17 protein-coding genes are annotated in these 16,055 nt (G+C 74.5%); 9 read left to right on the forward strand and 8 right to left on the reverse strand.

The features are described 5' to 3' along the window. Positions 1-2: 2 nt before the first annotated feature. From HOP40_RS00540 to HOP40_RS00565, 6 genes are all read right to left on the reverse strand, one after another. On the reverse strand, positions 3-1,133 hold the full coding sequence (locus tag HOP40_RS00540) for an ABC transporter ATP-binding protein (RefSeq protein ID WP_172153881.1): 1,131 nt from the start codon (positions 1,131-1,133) through the stop codon (positions 3-5). 16 nt (positions 1,134-1,149) lie between these two features. Beyond that, positions 1,150-2,883, reverse strand: a complete 1,734-nt coding sequence (locus tag HOP40_RS00545; RefSeq protein WP_172153882.1) for an ABC transporter permease — start codon at positions 2,881-2,883, stop codon at positions 1,150-1,152. Between the two features lie 63 nt (positions 2,884-2,946). Continuing rightward, complete coding sequence (locus HOP40_RS00550) at positions 2,947-3,843, reverse strand: LLM class F420-dependent oxidoreductase (RefSeq protein ID WP_172153883.1); 897 nt, start codon at positions 3,841-3,843, stop codon at positions 2,947-2,949. Further along, the gene (locus tag HOP40_RS00555) at positions 3,840-4,787 is read right to left on the reverse strand and encodes an NHL repeat-containing protein (RefSeq protein ID WP_172153884.1); all 948 of its coding nucleotides are present in this window, start codon (positions 4,785-4,787) and stop codon (positions 3,840-3,842) included. Before HOP40_RS00555 ends, HOP40_RS00550 begins: the two co-directional genes overlap by 4 nt. Continuing rightward, positions 4,784-5,863 (reverse strand): extracellular solute-binding protein, encoded by a 1,080-nt coding sequence (locus tag HOP40_RS00560; RefSeq protein ID WP_172153885.1) that lies wholly within the window; start codon positions 5,861-5,863, stop codon positions 4,784-4,786. Before HOP40_RS00560 ends, HOP40_RS00555 begins: the two co-directional genes overlap by 4 nt. 45 nt (positions 5,864-5,908) lie before the next feature. Continuing rightward, the gene (locus tag HOP40_RS00565; protein WP_172153886.1) at positions 5,909-6,766 is read right to left on the reverse strand and encodes an NAD(P)-binding domain-containing protein; all 858 of its coding nucleotides are present in this window, start codon (positions 6,764-6,766) and stop codon (positions 5,909-5,911) included. Between the two features lie 172 nt (positions 6,767-6,938). On the opposite strand from HOP40_RS00565, the gene HOP40_RS00570 reads away from it, so the two are divergent. Then, positions 6,939-7,706 (forward strand): IclR family transcriptional regulator, encoded by a 768-nt coding sequence (locus tag HOP40_RS00570; protein ID WP_172153887.1) that lies wholly within the window; start codon positions 6,939-6,941, stop codon positions 7,704-7,706. Between the two features lie 23 nt (positions 7,707-7,729). After that, complete coding sequence (locus HOP40_RS00575) at positions 7,730-9,067, forward strand: MFS transporter (RefSeq protein ID WP_172153888.1); 1,338 nt, start codon at positions 7,730-7,732, stop codon at positions 9,065-9,067. On the opposite strand, the gene HOP40_RS00580 is transcribed toward HOP40_RS00575, so the two are convergent. Beyond that, on the reverse strand, positions 9,057-9,821 hold the full coding sequence (locus HOP40_RS00580; protein WP_172153889.1) for an IclR family transcriptional regulator: 765 nt from the start codon (positions 9,819-9,821) through the stop codon (positions 9,057-9,059). The two genes, HOP40_RS00575 and HOP40_RS00580, sit on opposite strands and share 11 nt — an antisense overlap. Positions 9,822-9,937: 116 nt before the next feature. On the opposite strand from HOP40_RS00580, the gene HOP40_RS00585 reads away from it, so the two are divergent. Genes HOP40_RS00585 through HOP40_RS00595 form a run of 3 tightly spaced genes read left to right on the forward strand, consistent with a single transcriptional unit; the run spans position 9,938 to position 11,362 of the window. Next, entirely contained in the window at positions 9,938-10,270 is a 333-nt protein-coding gene (locus HOP40_RS00585; protein ID WP_172153890.1) for an ArsR/SmtB family transcription factor, read from the forward strand. Between the two features lie 4 nt (positions 10,271-10,274). Further along, a complete protein-coding gene (locus HOP40_RS00590) occupies positions 10,275-10,742 on the forward strand; it encodes an SRPBCC family protein (protein ID WP_172153891.1) in 468 nt (155 codons plus the stop codon). After that, on the forward strand, positions 10,742-11,362 hold the full coding sequence (locus HOP40_RS00595; protein WP_172153892.1) for a dihydrofolate reductase family protein: 621 nt from the start codon (positions 10,742-10,744) through the stop codon (positions 11,360-11,362). The genes HOP40_RS00590 and HOP40_RS00595 overlap by 1 nt, the downstream gene beginning before the upstream one ends. A gap of 4 nt (positions 11,363-11,366) precedes the next feature. Here the strand turns inward: HOP40_RS00595 and HOP40_RS00600 are convergent, their stop codons facing one another. Next, positions 11,367-12,746: a cytochrome P450 gene (locus tag HOP40_RS00600; protein ID WP_172153893.1), complete on the reverse strand. Its 1,380-nt coding sequence runs from the start codon at positions 12,744-12,746 to the stop codon at positions 11,367-11,369. Between the two features lie 160 nt (positions 12,747-12,906). Here HOP40_RS00600 and HOP40_RS00605 point away from each other — a divergent pair, with 160 nt between their 5' ends. The 4 genes from HOP40_RS00605 to HOP40_RS00620 all read left to right on the forward strand — a co-directional run bounded on the left by HOP40_RS00605 (position 12,907) and on the right by HOP40_RS00620 (position 16,026). Then, positions 12,907-13,236: a tetratricopeptide repeat protein gene (locus tag HOP40_RS00605; protein WP_172153894.1), complete on the forward strand. Its 330-nt coding sequence runs from the start codon at positions 12,907-12,909 to the stop codon at positions 13,234-13,236. Next, a complete protein-coding gene (locus HOP40_RS00610) occupies positions 13,236-14,288 on the forward strand; it encodes an Atu2307/SP_0267 family LLM class monooxygenase (protein WP_240157442.1) in 1,053 nt (350 codons plus the stop codon). Before HOP40_RS00605 ends, HOP40_RS00610 begins: the two co-directional genes overlap by 1 nt. Continuing rightward, positions 14,285-14,644, forward strand: coding sequence for a nuclear transport factor 2 family protein (locus tag HOP40_RS00615; protein WP_172153895.1), 360 nt, complete (start codon positions 14,285-14,287; stop codon positions 14,642-14,644). The genes HOP40_RS00610 and HOP40_RS00615 overlap by 4 nt, the downstream gene beginning before the upstream one ends. A 95-nt stretch (positions 14,645-14,739) precedes the next feature. Next, a complete protein-coding gene (locus tag HOP40_RS00620) occupies positions 14,740-16,026 on the forward strand; it encodes a tryptophan 2,3-dioxygenase (RefSeq protein ID WP_172153896.1) in 1,287 nt (428 codons plus the stop codon). The last annotated feature ends 29 nt before the right edge of the window (positions 16,027-16,055 follow it).

A 16,055-nucleotide genomic window follows, 5' to 3' on the forward strand; every position in this document is an offset into this window, starting at 1 on the left:
GGTCAGGCCGAGGCGGTCGCCGCACGGGCCGCCACCTCCACCCTGCGCCCGTCGCCGAACCACGATCCGTCGTGCCACCGCAGCCCGATCCGGACCGGGTCGCCCGGACCGAGCCGGGCCCCCTCCGCCGCCGCGACGTGCACGTTGAGCGTGGCGGACCCGGCCGTCACGCTCACGTCGTAGTGCCGCCCCTCGTAGACCGAGTCCGCGACCCGCCCCTCCAGCACCAGGCCGTCGTAGTCGGTCGTCGTGCCCGGCAGCAGGTCCACGTCGTGGGGCCGGAACCGCAGGGTCAGCGCGTCGCAGGCCCCGCCCGCGTCGACCGGGACCTCCCGGCCGGGCCCGCCCCGCAGCGTCCACGCCCCCGCACCGCCGGGTTCGAGCTCGAGCCGGTTGCTGAGCCCCACGAAGTTCGCGGCGTACTCGGTGAGCGGCCGCCCGTAGATCTCCTGCGGCGTCCCGATCTGCTCGACGCGGCCGGCGCGCATGATGGCGAGCCGGTCGCCGAGCGCGAACGCCTCGCTCTGGTCGTGCGTGACGTAGATGCCGCTGAAGCCCACGGTCCGGTGCAGCTCGTGCAGGTCGTGGCGGACCTGCGCGCGCAGCAGCGCGTCGAGGTTGCTCAGCGGCTCGTCGAACAGCATGAACCGCGGCCCCGCCACCAGCCCGCGGGCCAGCGCGACCCGCTGCTGCTGCCCGCCGGACAGCTCGCTGGGGAACCGCTGCAGGTAGGGCACGCAGTCCACCAGGCCCGCGGCCTGCTGCACGGCGTCGCCGGCGGCCAGCTCGGCCTTCATCTTCTGCGCCCGCAGCGGGAACTCGATGTTCCGCTGCACCGTGAGGTGCGGCCACAGGGCGTAGTTCTGGAAGACCATCCCGATCCGGCGGCGCTCCGGCGGGAGGTCCACCCCGCGGGCGGCGTCGAAGACCGGCTCACCGGCGAGGCGGATGCTGCCGCCCTGCGCCGTCTCGTGCCCCGCGATGCACCGCAGGACCGTCGTCTTGCCGCACCCGCTCGGACCGAGCAGCACCAGCAGCTCCCCGTCGGCGACGTCGAACGTGACGTCGTCGACCGCACGGACCACGTCGCCCTTCGCCGAGAACGACTTCTCCAGACCTTCGACCGCCAGCATCGGGTTCTCCTCGTTCTCAGAGCTTCTCAAGGGTTCCGGAGCCCGCCCGGGCCGCGAGGGCGACGCCCACCGCGGTGATCACGCACATGACGATCCCCATGACCGCGACCTTCGACGCGGTCCCGGTGGACCAGAAGTCGTAGAGCTGCGTCCCCATCACCTGGGTCCGGACGGACCGGACGAACACCGACGCGGTGAACTCGTGGCTGAGCAGGACGAACATCAGCGCGGCCGCACCGGCGATCGAGCTGCGCATCATCGGCACGACGATCCGCAGGTGCGTGCGGAGCACCCCCGCGCCGGACGACCGGGCCGCCGCCTCGTAGGAGTCGCCGAGCGACAGCCGGGCGGTGAGCTGCAGGCGCACCGAGTACGGCAGCATCAGCGTGACGTAGAGCAGGACGATGATCCACGGCGTCCCGTAGAGCCGGAACCCGGGCTGGGAGTAGGAGTAGAGGAACCCGAGCCCGAACACGACGGCGGGGATGCCCAGGGGCAGACCGACCACGAAGTCGACCAGCGCCGAGAGCACGCGGCCACCGCGCCGGCGGTAGATCACCTCCGCGGCCAGGTACCCGATCGGCAGCGCCAGCAGCACCCCGGCCACCGACGTCAGCAGGCTCGTCCGGACGGCGGTGCGCGCGGCCGGCGAGCCCAGCGTCTCCGTGAAGTTCCGCAGCGTGAAGGTGCCGACGTCCACGTGCCCGGTCCAGAAGGGCGACAACGAGACCACCAGGAGCGTCAGGACCGGGACGACCACCGCCAGCAGCCCGTAGACCACCAGTCCGGGCAGCGCCCACCGCGAGGCGCGGCCGCCGCCCTGCACGCCCTTCCCCGAGTCGGTGGCGAAGCGCTTGCTGTTGGCGAGCAGCCCGCGCTGGCCCAGGACCAGCGCGGTCCCCAGGACCAGCAGCGGCATCGACAGCGCGGAGGCGATCCCGTACTCGTTCAGGTTGACGAAGTAGTAGACCTCGGTCGTCAGCACCCGGACGTTGTTGTTGGCGCCGAGGATCAGGGGCGCGGTGAACTGGCTGAAGCCCAGCAGCAGGCAGATCGCGCCGCCGTAGGTCAGGGAGGGCCGCAGCAGCGGGAGCACCACCGTGAGGAACGCCCGCGACGGCGTGGCGCCGCTCGACCGGGCCGCCTCGACCACCTGCGGGCCGACCCGGGCCAGGCCGGCCCGGATGAACACGAACATGAACGACGTCAGGTACAGCCCGGTGATCGCGACGATCCAGCCGAAGCCGTAGACGTCGATCGGACCGCCGGTGGCGGCGGTGTACCCGGAGAACACCGGCAGGCTGCGCAGCAGGTCGTTGACCAGCCCCGAGCGGGGGGCCAGGAGGAACCCGAAGGCGCTGATGCCCGCGATCGGCGGCAGGACGATCGGGAGCACCGGCAGGACGGCGGCCCAGCGGTGCCGGACCGGCAGCCGCATCGCCAGCCACGCGAGCAGCGTCCCGAGGACGGCCGCCGCCACGACGCTGACGAGGGCCAGGACCAGCGTCGTGAGCAGCGTCCGGCCGAGACCGGGCGTCCCGACCGCGCGGGCGAGGTTCTCCCCGCCGTCCCCCAGTGCCAGGACGACGAGTCGGACGATCGGGAACAGGACGAGGTAGACGAGCACGGCGGCCAGCACCGCCGTGAGGGCGGTGCCCGACGAGCGGGCGACGCGCCGCACGGCGGGCGCGGACGGGCGCGCGTCGCGCTCCGGTTCGGTGGCCACGATCAACGACGGCGGGGAGGTCACGGTGCAGCACTCCTCGGGGTGGTGGTGGAGGTCGGACGAGGGGCCCGGAGCCCGGGCAGCGCGCTACCCACCCAGCACCTCCAGGACGATCTCGCGGGTGCGGCCGAGGAGGTCGAGGTGCTCGTCGGTGCCGCGGCAGCCACCGTCGACCGCACCGAGCATCCGGTTGCGCATCGTCGACACGACCACGTCGTCGACGCCCCTGCCCCGCCAGCCGTCGAGACCGCGTTTCAGGTCCTCCTCGCCGCGCAGGGCGTGCACCTGGACCAGCACGCGGAACCGCTCCGGGTCCCGGCCGGCCGCGACCAGGTGCTCGACGAGCGTCGCGTGCAGGTCGAGCGACTCGGCCGACGGGGTCGCGAACAGGAACCCGTCCCCGGACCGCACGGCCCGCCGGACCGCGACCTCGGACCCGCCGCCGAACACGAGGGGGATCGGCTGCGCGGGGCGCGGGCACAGGGCGACCCGCTCGATCCGGTGGAAGCTCCCCTCGAGGCTCACGAGCCCGTCGGTCCACAGCGCGCGCAGGAGGCGGACCTGCTCGTCGAGGCGCCGCCCGCGGCCGCCGAAGTCGACGCCGAGCGCGTCGTACTCCACGACGTTCCAGCCGATGCCCACGCCCAGCGTCAGCCGGCCGCCGCTGAGCAGCGCGACCTCGGCGGCCTGCTTGGCGACCAGCACGGTCTGCCGCTGGGGCAGCACGAGCACGCCCGTGACCAGCTCGACCCGCTCGGTCGCCGCCGCGAGGTAGCCCAGCAGCACCAGCGGCTCGCGGAAGGGGGTCGCCTCGTCGTAGTCCCGGGTGATGGGCGGCGTGCGGTCCCGGCGCTCGGCCCCCACGACGTGGTCGTAGACGACGACGGCGTCGTACCCCTGCCGCTCGACGGCGAGCGCCCAGCGCTTCACCGCCGCCGTGTCGGCGCCGATCTCCGTCATCGGCAGGGCCGCGGCGATCCTCATCGGGGGCTCCAGCGCCGCAGGCACGGCAGTTCCTCCGCGGGCGGCACCGGCTGCCCGAGCAGGCCGAGGTACAGGGCGTTCACCTCGGCGACGTAGACCGTCCCGTCGGGGCCCACGGCGATCCCGTGCGGGCTCAGGAACCGGCCCTCGTCCACACCGGGGTGGCGGCCGCCGAGGCGGTCGACGACCGTGCCGTCGAGGGTCGCGACGGTGACGCAGCACCCCATGTCCGGGATGGAGCCGTGCATGTACCGGGGTGGGCCCAGCTCGGCGACGAACAGCAGGTCCCCGCTGCGGCGGATCGCGCAGGGGTGGTGCCAGTGCCAGCTGTCGACCAGCCCGCCGTCGAGGTCGAAGACCTGGATCCGGTAGTTCTCCCGGTCGCAGACGGCGAGGTGGTCGTCGTCGAGCAGGCAGATCCCGTGCGGGTTCGACAGCTGCTCCGGCCCGGACCCCGGTGCGCCCCAGGAGGCGATGTGCGCGCCGGTCGCGTCGTACCGGTGGATCCGGGAGTTCCCGTACCCGTCGGCGACGAAGACGTCCCGGCTCACCGGGTGCTCGGCGGCGTCGGTGGGCTGGTGGAAGGGCTCGCCGGAGTACGCGGGCGACGGACGGCCGTGCGTGCCGAGCCGCAGGACGCGCTCGCCGTCGGGGCGGACCTTGTCGACGACGTGCGACCCCGCGTCGACCAGGAGGAGGTCGCCGTCGGCGCAGACGGTGACCCCGTGGGGGCGGGGGTAGTCGCGCGCGGTCCCCCAGCCCCCCGCGACGGTGCCGTCCGGTTCGAGCACCACCATGCGCTGCGGGCCGCGGTTGAAGACGTGGACCCGCCCGTCCGCGCCGACCGCCACGGAGGCCGCGTCGCCGGCGAAGGTCAGGCCGTCGGGAAGCGACGGCCAGCCGGGCGTCTCGCGGTACGTCGTCGTGCGGTACGTCGTGCTCATCGGCCGAAGATCTGTCGCCAGCGGGCGTTGTAGGTGTCGACGTGGTCGGTGTCGACGACGTTCTCCACGTTCATCGTCTGCACGTCGTCGATCCGGCCCACGGTGCCCGGGACGTCCGGCAGCACGCTGATGGCGTTCTCGTTGATCACGGCCTGCCCCTCCGGGCTCGCCATGAAGTCGTAGAGGACCTGCGCCGCGTTCGGGTGCTCCGCCCAGCCGACGACGTAGGTGTAGAACTGGATCGCCCACTGCGGCTTCGTCGGGACGAAGGCCACCGGCGCACCCTGGTCGACCAGGTCCTGCACCGCGATGACGCTCGAGTAGTCGGTCATCGCGATCTCGCCGGAGGTCAGCGCCTGCAGGGTGGGGGCCATCGTCGGGAAGAACTGCGGCCGCTGGTCGGCGAGCCTCCTCAGGAAGTCCTCGCCGCCGTAGTGCTGCTCGAGGAACCCGTACAGGTCGGACGCCGCGGGGATGGCGCCGTCCAGGAGCCCGATCCGGCCCGCGAGCGCGGGGTCGAGCAGCGCGGTGAAGTCGGTCGGCGGGTTCGGGACCAGGGTCGTGTTGTAGGCGAGGCCGTACGGCACGACGTGGTGCATCTGGGAGACGCCCTGGAGCGTGACGTCCTCGTCCTGGTACTCGGGGCGCTGGGTGTTCGGCCCGGTCGGCGGGGTGAAGCTCGCCAGGTTCCGGAAGTGGAAGGGCACCATGTCGTGCAGCGCGATGTCCGCGCCGCTCCCGCCGGCGTTGCGCTCGTTCTCCAGGGCGGTCCCCAGCTCGACGCCCGGCACCCGGCTGGCCTGCAGGTCGATCGCCGGGTACCGCTCCTCGAACGCCTCCTCCAGCCGGTCGATCGTGCCCTGGACGGCGCTGGTGTAGAAGACGACCGTCCCCTCCTCCTCGGCCGCCCGAACCGTCTCCTGCCACCGGGGGTCGCCGGCGGCGGCGGGGTCGACGCCGCTCGACGCGCCGCCGCCCCCCTCCGACCCGCACGCGGTCAGCAGGGCGAGGACGAGGGCGAGTGCGACGGCGTGCCCCCGTCGGGGACGCGCGGACCTGCGGGCCTTCGGATGCATCGTTGCTCCAGAGCGTGGGGTGGTGGGGGTGGATCGGGAACGGGACTAGGTCGCGGCGGGCGCGGCCTCGACGGCGGGGCCCGCCATCCGGCGGCGGGCGCTCTCGATCTCGGCCGCGCGGCCGGCGACGCCGGCCATGTGGATCACCGGCAGCTCGGGGACGTCCTGCTGCAGCAGCTCGACGTCCTTGAACAGCAGGTCCTGCCGGAACCCGGCGAAGTGGTCGCCCATCCAGCTCCGGCCCGACGAGGCCGCCACGACCGCCAGGAAGCCGGCGTGGTCGAGCCCGGCCGCGGCCGCCACGTCGGCCATCCCCGCGACCGCGAGGGCGATGTAGCCGGCCAGCGTGTTGTTCGTGAGCTTGGCGACGGCGGGCAGCCCGGGGGCGTCGAACCGGAAGACCGTGCCCGCGATGTCCTCGACGACCCGCTCCGCAGCGGGCGTGAGCGGGGTGCGGGCGTGCAGGAACACCGTCAGCGCCCCGTCGCGGGCACCGCGCGGACCGCCCGAGACGGGTGCCTCGACGATCCGGTGCGGCGAGCCCGCCAGTGCGCGGGCGTCGGCCAGGGCCAGGGTGGTCAGCACGAGCACCGGCCCGTCGCCGACCGGGAGGGCGTCGAGGACGGACCACACCTGGGCCGCGAGCCGGACGGCGACGATCACGACGTCCACGTCGTCGCGGTCGGGTCCCTCGTCGAGGCGGCCGGCGACGGGCATCCCGGTCTCCGCCGCCCACGCGGCGGCGCGCTCGCTGTCCGGCTCGACGCCGAACACGCGCGCACCCCGCTCGGCCAGCGCGGCGCCGACACCGGCGCCGATCGGCCCCAGACCCACGACGACGACCGACGGGCCGGGTCCGGCCCCGCGCCGTCCCGCTCCGGGAACCTCGGTGGGTGCGTCCATGGATCGTCCTCGATCTCGGGTGGGTCCCGGGCCGCGCCCCGGGTCGTGGCGACGAGGTTGGCACCCGCTCCGCGCACCGGTCGACGTTCTTCTTCTCTGCGGAATCCCTGGTGCGACTCCGCCATGTGGGATAGTCACGGTCCAACGTTCCGCACAACGAGAGAGTGGGGCCGTGGCCGAGACCCTCCAGTCGGTGCACCAGGCGCTGCGGATCCTCACGCTCCTGCGGCGGCACGACGACCTCACGCTGACCGAGATCGCCGACCGGCTGGGCATCGGCAAGTCCTCCACCTACCGCCTGCTCGCCACCCTCAAGACCGACCGGTACGTCGACCAGACCCCGGCGCGGAGCTACCGGCTCGGGCCCGCCATGAGCGCCTCGGCCGAGGCGGAGTCGGCGGCGCACTGCGCCGAGGTGGCGCACCCGCACCTCGTCGCGCTGTGCGCCGCCACGCAGGAGACCGTGCACGTCAGCGTCCTCAGCGGTGGGCACTCCGAGTACATCGCGGGCGTCGAGCCGGACCGGGCCCTGAAGGTCTCCACCCGGCTCGGGTCCGCCGTGCCCGCGCACGCCGCGGCGGCGGGCAAGATCCTCATGGCCGCGCTCACGTCGCGGGAGCGCGACCTGCTGCTCCCGGCCGCGGAGCTCACCCCGCTGACCGACCGGACCCTCAGGACCCGGGCGGCCCTCGAGGCCGAGGTCGAGACGGCCGGGCGGCTCGGCTTCGCCCGCAACGTCGGCGAGTCGGAGGACGGCGTCTACGCCCTCGCCGTCCCGATCCGGCGGCCGGTGGGCCGCCCGATCTGCTCGCTGACGATCGCCGGCCCGGCCTCGCGCATCGAGGTCGGGCCCGGGGAGGAGCTGTCGGCGAGGGAGGCGGTCCTGCTCGGCCGCCTGCGGGAGGCGGCGGCCGCGGTCGAGGCCGACCTGCGGTACTGATCCTCGGCGGAGAGGGAGATCCGATGCAGCTCGAGCCGGCCACGACCTCCTCGGTCCCGCAGGCGCCCACCCGGCAGTCCCGCCGGGCGCTCGCGAGCGGGGCGTTCGGCGCGACCCTCGAGTACTTCGACTTCGCCCTCTACGGCGCGATGTCGGCGACGGTGTTCCCCGTCGTGTTCTTCGAGCGCTCGGACCCCTCCGTCGCGCTGCTGGCCTCGTTCGCGACGTTCGGCGTCGGCGTCCTCGCCCGCCCGCTCGGCGGAGTCGTGTTCGGCTACCTCGGCGACCGCCTGGGCCGCCGGAACGTCCTGCTGGCGACGTTCCTGGTCATGGGCCTCGCGACGACCGCGATCGGCCTCATCCCCGGGTACGCCGCGGTCGGCGTCGTGGCGCCGGTCCTGCTCGTGGCGATGCGCTTCCTGCAGGGCTTCGCCCTCGGCGGCGAGGCCACCGGCGTCCAGCTGATGACGATGGAGCACGCCCCGCCCGACCGGCGCGCCTTCTACGGGGCGGTGCTGGGGATGGGCTCGCCCATCAGCCAGGTCGCCGCGAACTCGATCCTCGCGGTGCTGGCGGCCACCCTCAGCGAGCCCGAGTTCCTCTCCTGGGGCTGGCGCATCCCCTTCCTGCTCAGCGTCGCGCTGGTGGCCGTCGGCGTCTACGTCCGCCTGCGGGTCGAGGAGACCCCGCTGTTCCGCGAGCAGGTCGCGGACGGCGCCCTGCCGGGACCGCTGTCGGTGGTCCGCCTCCACGGCGTCGCGATCCTGCGGCTGGTGCTGGGCTTCGCGCCGATCACCCTGACGTTCTACCTGGTCACCGTGTTCGGCATCAGCCACATCACCGCGAACGGCTTCACCACGGGCGCGACCTTCACGATGCTGACGGTGGCCAACGTCCTCGCGACGGGCGCCGCGTTCTGGGGCGGCAGGCTGGCCGACCGCATCGGCCGCCGGACGGTGCTCCTGATCGGCAGCGGCGTCACGCTCGTCTCGGCGGTGACCTTCTTCCCCGCGGTGGCGACGGGGGACTTCACGGCGGTGCTGCTCGCGGTGGTCGTCGCGTCCTGCGGGGCGCAGTTCGGCAACGCCGCCCAGGCCGCGCTGTTCGCCGAGGCCTTCCCGACCCACCTGCGCTACACCGGCTCCGCGCTGGGCCTGACCGGCGTGAACGTGGTGTTCGCGGCCCCCACGCCGTTCCTGTGCGCCTGGCTGGTCGGCCTCGGCGGGGTCGCCGCGGTGGCCGCCTGGTGGGCGGGCGTGATCGTCCTGGCCATGGTCACCGTGGCGCTGATGCCCGACGGCCGCTCCCTCGAGGGCCTGCCCCTCGCGTTCGGCAGGCGCCGCACGGGCGTCAGCGGGTGAGCCGGGCCTGCAGCTCCGTGGCGGCGGCGCGCAGGCGCAGCACCAGCTCGCGCTCACGGGGCGTCGGGGTCGGGCTCCGCCGGTCCATCCGGAGCCGGCTGCGGGGGGCGGCGACCGTGAGGGCCAGCCGCTGCGCCCCGCGGACCCGCACGGGGACGGCGAGGGCGAGCGTGCCGGGCTCCCACTCCTCGATGTCCCGGGCGTAGCCGCGGCGCCGGACCGATCCCAGCTCGTGCGCGAGCTGGGTCTTCGTGGCGATCGTGGCGCCGGTCCGGACCGTCAGCAGGTCACCGGGGAGGAGGCGGTCCACGGCGGGCTGCGGGTGCGCCGCGAGGAGCGCCTTGCCGGCCGACGAGCAGTGGGCCGCGGTCCGCATGCCCGCCCGGCTCGGGATCGCGCCGCGGCGCCGCCCGGGGATGGAGTCGAGGTACAGGGCGTCGCGCCCGTCGAGCACCGCCAGGTTCACCGTCTCCCCGGCGTCGCGCGCCAGCTCGACGAGCGTCTCCCGCGCCAGTACCGCGCACTCGTCGGCGGCGATCGTCCGGCGCAGGCCCAGGGCGCAGTCGCCCAGGCGGTACTGCCGGTCGTCCCGGTCCTGCGCCACGTAGCCGCGCTCGGCGAGCGTCGCCAGCAGCCGGTGGGCCGTCGACGCCGCCACGCCGATCCGCTCGGCGAGCTCGGTGACCCCGACCGTGTCCTCGACGCGCAGGATCTCCAGGACGGTGAGCGCGTGGTCGACCGACTGCAGCGTCATCCGCCGAGGGTACGACGTTCTCCCGCATGACGGAACAGTGCGGCACTGATTTTCCGACTGGCGGAGGCGCCGCCCGGCGGCTTGACGCATACCGATATCGGCATACGATGGGCGCCGTGGCCCGGGCAGCGACGACGTCGGACGTCTTCAACGCGATCGCCGAGCCGCAGCGCCGGGAGATCCTGGCGCTGCTGCGCGGCGGTGAGCGGCCGGTCACCGAGCTGGCCCGGGAGCTGGGGATGACCCAGCCGGGGGCGTCGAAGCACCTGCGCGTCCTCCGCGAGGTCGGGCTGGTGCGGGACCGCAGGGCGGGCAAGCAGCGCCTCTACGGCCTCGACGCCCGCGGGCTGCGGCCGGTCCACGAGTGGGCCGGCGGGTTCGAGCGCTTCTGGAACGAGAGCTTCGACCGGCTCGACGCGTACGTGCGGGACCTGGAGCAGGAGGAGTAGGCCGATGGACGTGGCAGAGCGGGACACCGACCGCGAGATCGTGATCGCCCGGGTGATCAGCGCCCCGCGGGAGCGGGTGTTCGAGGCGTTCACCGCCGTCCGGCACCTGTCGCGGTGGTGGGGGCCGGAGGGCTTCACCACCACCACGCGGGCGTTCGAGTTCCGCGTCGGCGGGGCGTGGGACTTCGTGATGCACGGGCCCGACGGGACGGACTACCAGGAGTGGATCGCCTGGACCGAGATCGTCCCGCCGGAGCGGATCGCGATGCTGCACGGCGAGTCGCGCGACGACCCGAACGCGTTCGAGTCGGTCCTCACCTTCGCGCCCGACGACGCGGGGACCCGGATCGAGATGCGCACGGTGTTCCCCACGAGGGAGCAGCGCGACGAGGCGGTCGAGAAGTACCACGCGGTCGAGGCCGGCGGGCAGACCCTGGGCCACCTGGCCGCCTACGTCACCGGGACCGCCTGATGGCCGGCACGGTGTTCTTCAGCGTGTCGATGTCGCTCGACGGCTTCGTCGCGCCGGAGTCCAGCGAGGACCTGATGGGGCCGCTCTGGATGGAGCTGCAGCAGTGGGTGTTCCCGACGCGGTTCTTCCGGGAGAACCTGGGGCTCGGCGAGGGCGGCGAGGAGGGGCGCGACGACGCGATCCTGCGGGAGACCTTCGCCCGCACCGGCGCGAGCGTGATGGGCAAGCGCATGTTCGACGCCGGCGAGCGGATGTGGCCGGAGGAGGCGCCGTTCCACACGCCGGTCTTCGTCGTGACCCACGAGGAGCGCGACCCCTGGGAGCGCCCGGGCGGCACCGTCTTCCACTTCGTCAACGACGGCATCGGGTCGGCGCTGGAGCAGGCCCGGGCGGCCGCCGGCGACCGGGACGTCCGCATCGCGGGCGGCGGCGCGACGATCCTGGAGCACGTGAACGCCGGCCTGGTCGACGAGTTCTCGGTCGCGGTCTCCCCCGTGCTGTTCGGCGCCGGGGTGCGCCTGTTCGAGGGCGTGGACGCGGCCCGCGTGGCGCTGGAGGTGGTCCGGTCGGAGCCGACGCCGCGGGCGACGCACCTGACCTACGCCGTCCGGGAGCGGTGACGGCCTACCCCGGGTCGCCCGGCCGCCGGTCGAGCGGCGGACGCCGCACCCCCGTGACCCGCAGGCGGAAGCCGGCGGTCGGGCCCGGGGTCGGCGCGGCCCGGCGCCGCAGGACGGAGCCGGGCGGGTCGAGGGCGAGGTCGAGGCGGTGGAACAGGCGGGCGGCGGTCAGCGTCATCTGCACGTCGGCGATGCCCTTGCCGAGGCAGGTGTGCGGCCCCTTGCCGAACGGGGCGTAGGCACCGGGCGCCGCGTGCTCGCGCCGGTCGTCGCCGTAGCGGTCGATGTCGAACGCGAGCGGGTCGGGGAAGAACTCGGGCAGGAAGTGCGGCACGGTGACCGCGCAGTACACGGGCTCGCCCTCCCGGATCCGGTGGCCCGCGTAGTCGAAGTCGCGGTCGGCGACCCGCGGCTGCGCGACGGCGATCGGGTAGAGGCGCATCGCCTCCTGCACGGCCCCGCTGATCGCGGAGAGGTCGGCGATCGACGCCTCGGTGACGGGGCCGCCCGCGAACAGGGCGTCGGCCTCGGCCCGGACCCGGCGGAGGACGTCCGGGTGCGCCAGCACGGCGTGGACGAGGCAGCCGAGGGTGTTCGCCACGGTGTCGAGACCGGCGACGTAGGGCCCGGTCAGGGCGAGCACCAGGTCGTTCTCCGCGACGAGCGACGGATCGCGGTCGTGGGCGTCCATGATGTCGTCGACGAGCGTGCGCCGCTCCGCCTCCGCCGGCGGCCGGGCCCGGAAGTCGCGGATCATCGTCCGCCCCAGCTCCGCGACGCGCGCCTTCGCCCGCCGGTACTCCCGGCGCCGGAGCAGCACGGTCGGACGCTGCTTCGTGACCAGGGTGTTGAGGATGTAGAGGATCGTCGTGCGGATGTCGGCGACGTACTCGACCGGCGCCCGCCCGGTGAGCAGCGCACCGAGCTGGCTGGTCACCAGGTACTGGAACGCGGCGACCACCGGCACCGCCGTACCCGGCACCCAGTCGCGTTCGAGGCACCGGTCGGTGATCGCGACGAGCTCGTCGAGCCTGCCGTGCAGCGCCTCCCGGGAGTAGCCGCGGCGCATGACCTCGCGCAGCCTGCGGTGCTCGGGTCCGTCGAGGCCGGTGAGCGTCCGCGTCGCCCCGTACTCGTCGACGAGCCCCTGCCACACCTCCCGCGACCGCAGGCACGACCGGCCCTCCCGCGAGCCCATCCACCGCCCGAGCTCCGGGCCGGCCAGCACGGTGAGCGTCCGGTTCAGCGCCCGGACCCGGAAGACCGGCCCGTGCTCGAGGTAGGCGCGGACGAACAGCGCCCCCGGGTCGCGGGCGAGCTCGGCGACGCTGCCCAGGACCGGCAGCCCCCGCACCACGGGTATCCGGTCCGCCGCTGCGCCCATCGGTCCCCCTCGGCCCCCGCCGCGGGCGGCGGTGTCGTCGAGGCTCCCAGCGTGCCGCGTGCTCACCGGCCCGTCCAGGGCCGGTGGAATAGACCGCGCCCCTCCGGCGCTCCCCTGCCGTACTAGTTGAACGTTCTACAACTGGACAGGGAGGGACGTCATGACCGACACCCGGACTCCGCCCGGCGTCAGGTTCGCCCACGCCCACGGGCTCTTCGACGCCGCCGAGTACCAGCCGGCGGCCGCGCTGCTGGCCGAGCTGGCGGTGGAGGTCCCCGACGACCTCGCCGTGCGCCTGCTGCTGGCCCGCGCCTACTACCACTCCGCGCAGCTGCACCGCGCGGAGGCCGAGACGCGGGCGGTGCTCGACGCCGACCCCGCGAACGCCTACGCGCACCTCCTGCTCGGACGCACCCTGGAGCGCCAGAGCCGGCACGACGAGGCGGGCGGGCCCCTGCGGCTCGCGGCCGCGATGGGACTGGTGGCCTGATGGGCGCGATGGAGATCGGCATCGACAACTTCGTCGCCGCGGCGATCGATCCCGTCACCGGGGAGGCGGGGTCGGCGGCCGAGCAGATGCAGCGGGTGCTGGCCCAGATCGTCCAGGCCGACCGCTCCGGCGTGCACACCTTCGGCATCGGCGAGCACCACCGCGAGGAGTTCCTCGACTCCGCACCGGTCACGATCCTCGCCGCCGCGGCGGCGCTGACCGAGCGGATCCGGCTGCGCAGCGCGGTCACGGTGCTCAGCGCGGACGACCCCGTCCGCGTGTTCGAGAGCTACGCGACGCTCGACCTCATCTCCCAGGGGCGGGCCGAGCTCGTGGTCGGGCGGGGGTCGTTCACCGAGGCGTTCCCGCTGTTCGGCCTCGACCTCGCCGACTACGACCTCCTGTTCGAGGAGAAGCTCGACCTGCTCCTGCGCATCCGCGACGACGCGCACCCGCACTGGTCCGGCCGGCACCGCGCCCCGCTGACCGGTCAGGGCGTGTTCCCGCGGCCGCACCAGGAGCGGCTGCCGATCTGGCTCGGCGTCGGAGGGACCCCGTCGTCGTTCGTGCGGGCCGGGGTGCTCGGGCTGCCGCTGATGGTCGCGATCATCGGCGGCGCCCCGAGCCGGTTCCGGCCGCTGGTCGACCTCTACCGCGAGGCCGGGCGGCGGGCCGGGCACCCGGCGTCGCAGCTGCAGGTGGGCGTCCACTGCATCGGCTTCGTCGGCGACACCGACCAGCAGGCGGCCGACGCCTTCTACCCCGGCTACGCGAAGATGTTCACCGAGATCGGGGCCGAGCGCGGCTTCGCCCCGGTGACGCGCGCCGGCTACGACGCGCAGCGCGGCGAGGGCGGCCCGTTCCTCATCGGCAGCGCGGAGACGGTCGCGGCGGGGATCCGGCGGGTGTCCGACGACCTCGGCGGCGTCTCCCGCGTCACGCTCCAGATGACCAACGGCCTGGTGCCGCACGAGGCGATCATGCGCAGCATCGACCTCCTCGGCACCAAGGTCGTCCCGCTCGTCCACGACGCCGAAGGAGAGAACGCATGACCGGGATCGCCGACATCGTGCTGGCCGACCTGCTGGAGGTGTTCGGCGAGCGGGACCCCGAGCGCCGCCGGGCGGCCGTCGCCCGGCTGTGCGCGGAGGACGTCGAGTTCGCCGACGCCGAGGGCACGCTGACCGGCCGCGACGCCCTCGTCGCCAAGGCCCAGCAGATCCTCGACGGGGCGCCGGGGTTCGTGTTCACCCCCGAGGGCGACGTCCGCGTCGTCCAGGACCTCGGGTACCTCGCCTGGGGCTTCGGCCCCGAGGGCGCACCGCCCGTCGTCCGCGGTGCCGACATCGTGATCGTCCGCGACGGCCTGATCACGAGCATCCACACCCTGCTCGACGGCGCAGCCTGACCGCCCGGTGCGCCCCCGACGGGGGCGCACCGGCGCCGGTGTGCACATGATCGTTCCCGGGACCCCGCCCGGGCGATCTCGGCACACTCCGCGCCATGACCCCTCCCACCGACCGGTGCGTCGTCCCGTCCGCCGTGGCAGGCCACGGCCGGCCGGTCGGCGGGACCGGGGAGCACCGCATCCCGCGCCACTGCACCCGGGCCGTCGACGCCCGGGACCCGGCTGCCGCCCGGACGTATCCGGCGGGCTCCGACGGGCCTCCTGCCCCTCGACGACGCCCCGCCGACCGGGAGACCGCGATGACCGCAGCCGACGGCCCGACGCCCGTCCGCGCGGTGCTGGACGCCGTGCGGCGCTCGGGCACTGCCGCGCTGGCGCCCGCGTTCCTCGCCGATCTGGCCGCCGTCCGGGACCGCGGCGTGGACGACCCCTTCCTGGCCGCCTTCCTCGACAGCGTCCTGGGCCGCCACGACGACCGCTTCCGCAACCGCACCTACCTGGCCCTGCCCCTGGTCGAGGAGCTGATGGCGGCCACCGGCACGGACGCGGACGACATGGCGGCCCTGCTGATGGCCGACGTCGTGCGGTTCGAGCTCACCGCGGCGCGGCTGCCCGCCGGGGCCGGGGCGCCCGACCGGCCCGACGAGCGCACGCTCGCCACCAGGCTGCGCCACGCGCGGCGCTTCGTCGACCTCTGCCGGGGGGCGAACCCCGGCGCCGTCCTGCCCGAGCCCCGCGGGCCCGTCGCGGAGTGGCTCCCGGCGACCGCGCTGCCGGTGACGGCGCTGCACGACGAGTACTTCTTCCTGCGGGTGCTGCAGTGCCACGAACTCACGTTCACCGCGCTCCTCGCCGACGTCCGCCGCGCCACCGGCTCCCTGCGGGGCGGCGACCCGGACGCGGCCGCCGCGCACCTGCGCCACGCCGACGCCGTGTTCGCCCGGGCGGCGCTCCTGTTCCGGGTCGTGGCCACGATGCACCCGTCCACGTTCCACGCGTTCCGGGTGTTCACCGAGGGCGCGAGCGCGATCCAGTCCGACCAGTACAAGCGCTTCGAGGCGGCCTGCCGGCGGCCCGACGCCGCGCGCCTGGACTCGGACGCCTTCACCAACGTGCCGGTGGTGCTGGCCGAGGTGCTGGGCGGCCAGGACGACCTCACCGCCGCCGCGCTCGCCGCCCGGGACGAGGACCCGGACGCGCCGGGCTGGGCCGGGTTCGACGCCGCGCTGCACACGCTCGAGGAGAGCCACCAGCGCTGGAAGACGACCCACGTCGGGCTCGCGACCCGCCTGCTCGGCGACGCCCACGGGTCCGGGTACACCGCAGGCGTGCCCTACCTGCGCGGATGCGTCCGGAACCGGCTCTTCACCTCGACGGCCTGATCGCGGCCGTCCGGGCGAGCGGCGGGCGG

Source organism: Pseudonocardia broussonetiae, assembly GCF_013155125.1.
GTDB classification, from domain to species: domain Bacteria; phylum Actinomycetota; class Actinomycetes; order Mycobacteriales; family Pseudonocardiaceae; genus Pseudonocardia; species Pseudonocardia broussonetiae.